Raw genomic sequence first — 4,555 nt, 5'->3', positions numbered from 1 at the left:
TATTGCGGTAGCTTTGCATTCCAGTCAATGTCATTTCGATGCTTTTCCATCCATTCAGCTGCAGGCTTTTCAAAAATAATTGTTTTACTTCCCTCTTCAGTTCTTCTGGGATTAACAACCCAACCACCGTTTTTGATATTAACTTCTGGATATTCGTCAAAAATAAATAACCTTATCCAGTTTGGCGCTTTCTTACCGCAGTATTTTTCGGAAAACTCTTTCATTTTTATTGTTTTTCCTACTAAGGACTCTGCGGGACGTAACCCCGCTTTTCCATAATTTGATCAACTAAACTTGCCAAAGACTCAACAGGTATTGGCAAATCTAATACTTTCATCATTATTTATCCGCTCCTTTAAATAATATAAATACATTTAATTGTTTTAAATTTTCTTGATATAATCATCCTTAAAGGAGATGATTATATGAAAATAGACGATTATAATTTGACCAATGACGCTAAATTCTTAATTAGTTCAATGTATAAAGAATATCTTTCTCGTCTAAAAGACAATTCACCCAAACGATCAGCTGTTTTCTTTAGAAATTCAGAATCAATTCACCGATTAATGCCTGAATGGTCTAAAGAAGACACCGATTACACCGTCGAGGAACTAATTGACAAAGGTCTTTTAAAAGGACAACCAGTATTAGGTGGTTATTTGGATATAACTCTTACAACTGATGCGGTCGCAATGTTACAAATGTCTTTCAAAGATAAAATTGATATCGTTCTTGACTATGCAACTAAAATTAAAAATTTGATAATTCCTTAATTTGGTCGCCCATTACATACCAATCAGTTGCAATTAAGTCTTCCAAAGTCGGCATCCATCCTGCATAAGCTCTGTTAGGATCACTTTTGGGAATAACAAAAATTCCCTTAGTTAAGTTGGTGCAGATAAAAACTGCTGGTCGTGTACCATCACTTTTTCTGGCAATACCTCGACCTAATTTTTGTGCCTTAAGTGCTGCGTCTCTAATATCCATTAGCTAATTATTTCCTCCATCCCCAACACCTTATATACTTTTTTCCTAACTGATATATCACGTGGTGTGGTACCACCATGAATGGCATAGCTAAGTGTCGGCCTATTGACATTTAATAGATCTGCCAAACTTGAAACTGTGTACCCTTGTCGTATCATTTCAATTTTGATATCACTAAAAATCTTTGACTTTGCCTCTGCTAAAGCCTGTTCTGCTGGCAACATAGCTCACTCCCTTCTTCCTAAAACAAAAGTGTAAATAATTTTGTCAATAAATTACTAAATTTTGTTGACATGTATTAGGAAATATCCTAATATGAAGACATAATAAATAAAGCAATTGAACTGGCTATCCCACTAATTCAATACTTTTTTGTTTATACAAAAGTTTAAATAATTCAATTGACAATTACATATTACTAATATTTCCTAATTTTGTCAACTAAAATACGGAAATTTTCTAATTTAATTTGTCAAGGACTGGAGTTACCTTGATATGAATACATTTGAAATTGTTAAAAAATTATGCGCACAAAAACATTTAACGCTTGCGCAAGTTAATGATAAAGCTGGTTTAGGAAAGAACTCTATATACAGTTGGAAAACCAGTAAGCCAGGAATGGAAAACTTAAAAAAAGTTGCTAATGTATTACACACTTCAGCAGACTACTTACTAGGAAATACTGATGATCCTTCTCCTTCTTCTAAGAAAGGTCATTCAGCTATTGATATAGAAAACGATGAACTGTTATCTTATCGTGGTCGTCCTATTCCAGATGATTATCTAGATATTATTAAAAAACTAATGGACTCCGATATTGAAAGGGGCAAAAGGCGTGAATAATTTAATTAGATATCTTTTTATTTTTGCTTTTGATCACGACATCGGTGTTCTATTAATTAGCACTTGCGAAGAATATAATTCACTGGCAGATAAAACTAAAAAAACAATTATTATTAATACAAACTGGAAAAACCAGAAAGAACTTCCATTCATTATCGGGCACGAAATTGGTCACATCATGAATGGCGATACTAATAATGATATTGAATACTATTGTGGCAGTCCGATTACATCTGAGGAACGTAAGGCTGATCTATATTCGCTTAATCTAATATACAAGTATGCATCCAGTCAGTTTGAAACATTTGATGAGCCAGGCATTTTTATGGAACAGTTTGGCATCCCTTATCGTATGAAAGGCGATGTGTACAGACTGTTTAAAGAAAATGATGATCTAGTATTTTAATCTCAATGAAAACGTTATAATATATAAAACTTAATTTAGGAGGAATATTATGAGCAAGACATGTGCAATATGTGGTCAAAAACTATCTTTCAATAATCAAGGATATTCCGTTGGTAAAGAAAAAATATGTTCTGATGACAATAACTATTTAATCAAAGCACTAGGTTATAAATTACCTTTGGGCATAAAAGATACTGTAAAGGTTGAACTTGATAAAGGGAGATTACCTTTCGAAGAAGCCAAAAATTTAATTGAACAACAAAAGCTAAAAGATTCCATTGAACACCAGAAAACTTTAAATCAATTAAGACAGCAGTCCGAGATAGTTAAAAAAGAAGCTGTCGTTACCTCTGCTCCTAAAAATGTAGGACCTGTTTCTGAACCTGAGCCTGAAATCGTGGATAACGCTAACCAAGAGCTCAAATCAGAAAACAATACTTATAGCAGTCAGCCTGACGAAACAGCTAACGTTACCGAACAACCAGTACAAGAAGAAAAAGCAAGCAAGTTAGAAAAGACCATAAAAGTTACAAGCATGATAGGATCTGTTATAAACTCCATGCGACAACCACATTGTCCAAAATGCAGATCAACAAATGTTCAAGCCGTAGGTCAACATCGTAAAAGTTTTTCTGTTAGTAAAGCTGTTGCTGGTACTGCATTATCTGGAGGACTTGGTGCTATAGCAGGATTTGCAGGTAAAAATACCAAAAAGGTAGATATGATTTGCATGAACTGTGGTAAAAAATTTAGATTCTAAAGAAAACACATTGTCCAATAAGTAAGCTACAAATCTAATGTGATTTACAAAGAAGACAAAAATAATAGTTACAAACGAATACAAAACAAAAAAGCTATTAAGAATCTGCTTGGAAAACTAGTTCTTAATAGCTTAAAAACAACAGGGTTATGCCCTTTTGCATACCCTATTATAGCATAGGAGATAAAATTTAAAATGTCTTATATTAAAAAGCGTGGTATATCTTGGCAGGCTCAGGTATCTTGGTATGACGAACAAAATAAACGCAAATACAAGACTAAAAGCGGCTTTGCTACCAAAATGCAGGCTAAAAAATGGGCTAATGAATTTGAAGTAGCCAAAGATAAAAATTTAATATCAGATCAAGATCCAACTTTTGCTGAATATTTTGACGAGTGGTACAAGCGTTATAAAGAGCCAGGTAAATCCAATAGCACAAAGAGACGCTATCGTAGAGCTTATGATCTAATTAAAGAAAATTTTGGCAACATTAAACTTTCCAAAATGACCAGAGCGCGTTATCAGGATTTTTTTAACTCTTATGGAAAAACACATGCTAAAGTAACTGTTCAAAAAACAAATGGTACAATTCGTAGCTGTGTTAAAGATGCCATCAGTGAGGGTCTAATAACAACAAATTTTACAGATAGAATTAACTTAACCTGGAATTCTGAACGTACGCGTAAAATCGACTATTTAAATTTTAAGCAAGTTCAAAAACTAAAAGAGTCATTACTAAACGGTTTAAATACTCGTTACACCAGCAGATATATGTTATTAACCATTATCTATACTGGAATGCGTCCTGGTGAAATAAAAGTCTTAACATGGCATGATATTGATTTTAAAAATAAAACAATAACAATAAATAAGTCATGGGATTACGATAATAAAAATATTGTCAACTATGATTCAAATGAAATTAACAAGAGTACAAAAAATATTTCTTCGACCAGAATAATTAAAGTTGATCAAAAATTACTAGATATTTTAAGCAAATTAAAAGTAAATAACCATGAAAGAATTTTTATCGAGAATAGAGGAACCATTCCTACTTCAAATGCTGTAAATAAAACTTTGCGACAGCATTTAGCAAAAATCGGTATAAATAAAAAAGGCTTCCATTTTCACAGTTTACGTCACACTCACGTAGCATTATTATTATTCAAGGGAGTTGACCTATATTCTATTTCTAAACGCTTGGGACACGCAAATATGAGTATTACGGCAGGTGTTTATGCCTACATGCTTGATGAGCTGAAACAAAAATCTGATCAGCAAATTGTAAAGATACTTGACGAAATTTAGAAGCATGGCGAACTTTTGGCGAACATAGGTAAGCAAAAAGCCCATAACATCAACTATTATGGGCTTTTATTTACGGAGTGTGAGAGATTTGAACTCTCGATACAGGATTAACCCATATACATGATTTCCAATCATGCTCCTTAAGCCACTCGGACAACACTCCAATTTAAACTCCGGCTGTCAGACTCGAACTGACGACATCTTGATTAACAGTCAAGCGCTCTACCAACTGAGCTAAGCCGGATTGC

General features: G+C 33.3%; 8 protein-coding genes and 2 tRNA genes. 5 read left to right on the top strand and 5 right to left on the bottom strand.

The window, feature by feature from the left end; translation table 11 throughout:
• On the bottom strand, window positions 1-224 hold a 224-nt coding region (locus LDM90_RS09325; RefSeq protein WP_238480237.1), incomplete at its 3' end, for a DUF771 domain-containing protein.
• Window positions 225-425: 201 nt separating this feature from the next.
• On the opposite strand from LDM90_RS09325, the gene LDM90_RS09320 reads away from it, so the two are divergent.
• Window positions 426-776, top strand: coding sequence for a hypothetical protein (locus LDM90_RS09320; protein ID WP_223897297.1), 351 nt, complete (start codon window positions 426-428; stop codon window positions 774-776).
• Here LDM90_RS09320 and LDM90_RS09315 read toward each other — a convergent pair.
• Both LDM90_RS09315 and LDM90_RS09310 read right to left on the bottom strand, forming a co-directional pair.
• Window positions 754-990, bottom strand: coding sequence for a Thoeris anti-defense Tad2 family protein (locus LDM90_RS09315; RefSeq protein ID WP_223897299.1), 237 nt, complete (start codon window positions 988-990; stop codon window positions 754-756). The genes LDM90_RS09320 and LDM90_RS09315 overlap by 23 nt on opposite strands.
• Window positions 990-1,214, bottom strand: coding sequence for a transcriptional regulator (locus LDM90_RS09310; protein WP_223897301.1), 225 nt, complete (start codon window positions 1,212-1,214; stop codon window positions 990-992). Before LDM90_RS09310 ends, LDM90_RS09315 begins: the two co-directional genes overlap by 1 nt.
• A gap of 271 nt (window positions 1,215-1,485) precedes the next feature.
• Here LDM90_RS09310 and LDM90_RS09305 point away from each other — a divergent pair, with 271 nt between their 5' ends.
• The 4 genes from LDM90_RS09305 to LDM90_RS09290 all read left to right on the top strand — a co-directional run bounded on the left by LDM90_RS09305 (window position 1,486) and on the right by LDM90_RS09290 (window position 4,307).
• Window positions 1,486-1,833, top strand: coding sequence for a helix-turn-helix domain-containing protein (locus LDM90_RS09305; RefSeq protein ID WP_223897303.1), 348 nt, complete (start codon window positions 1,486-1,488; stop codon window positions 1,831-1,833).
• A complete protein-coding gene (locus tag LDM90_RS09300) occupies window positions 1,826-2,239 on the top strand; it encodes a M48 family metalloprotease (RefSeq protein WP_223897305.1) in 414 nt (137 codons plus the stop codon). The genes LDM90_RS09305 and LDM90_RS09300 overlap by 8 nt, the downstream gene beginning before the upstream one ends.
• 49 nt (window positions 2,240-2,288) lie before the next feature.
• On the top strand, window positions 2,289-2,999 hold the full coding sequence (locus LDM90_RS09295; RefSeq protein WP_223897307.1) for a hypothetical protein: 711 nt from the start codon (window positions 2,289-2,291) through the stop codon (window positions 2,997-2,999).
• Window positions 3,000-3,194: 195 nt separating this feature from the next.
• Window positions 3,195-4,307, top strand: a complete 1,113-nt coding sequence (locus LDM90_RS09290) for a site-specific integrase (protein ID WP_223897308.1) — start codon at window positions 3,195-3,197, stop codon at window positions 4,305-4,307.
• A 73-nt stretch (window positions 4,308-4,380) separates the two neighbouring features.
• On the opposite strand, the gene LDM90_RS09285 is transcribed toward LDM90_RS09290, so the two are convergent.
• Together LDM90_RS09285 and LDM90_RS09280 are read right to left on the bottom strand one after the other, a co-directional pair.
• A tRNA-Ser gene (locus LDM90_RS09285) sits at window positions 4,381-4,470 on the bottom strand.
• An 8-nt stretch (window positions 4,471-4,478) separates the two neighbouring features.
• Window positions 4,479-4,551, bottom strand: a tRNA-Asn gene (locus tag LDM90_RS09280).
• Window positions 4,552-4,555: the final 4 nt, after the last annotated feature.

The organism is Lactobacillus huangpiensis, from assembly GCF_019972815.1.
In the GTDB taxonomy this organism is placed as follows: Bacteria; Bacillota; Bacilli; order Lactobacillales; family Lactobacillaceae; genus Lactobacillus; species Lactobacillus huangpiensis.
Note: the sequence above shows the minus strand (reverse complement) of the source record. Positions and strands in the feature narration are given on the sequence as shown.

Coding starts and splice junctions, on each gene's coding strand:
- LDM90_RS09305 (WP_223897303.1), top strand. CDS start 1,486: ATGAATACATTTGAAATTGTTAAAAAATTATGCGCACAAAAACATTTA.
- LDM90_RS09290 (WP_223897308.1), top strand. CDS start 3,195: ATGTCTTATATTAAAAAGCGTGGTATATCTTGGCAGGCTCAGGTATCT.
- LDM90_RS09320 (WP_223897297.1), top strand. CDS start 426: ATGAAAATAGACGATTATAATTTGACCAATGACGCTAAATTCTTAATT.
- LDM90_RS09315 (WP_223897299.1), bottom strand. CDS start 990: ATGGATATTAGAGACGCAGCACTTAAGGCACAAAAATTAGGTCGAGGT.
- LDM90_RS09310 (WP_223897301.1), bottom strand. CDS start 1,214: ATGTTGCCAGCAGAACAGGCTTTAGCAGAGGCAAAGTCAAAGATTTTT.
- LDM90_RS09295 (WP_223897307.1), top strand. CDS start 2,289: ATGAGCAAGACATGTGCAATATGTGGTCAAAAACTATCTTTCAATAAT.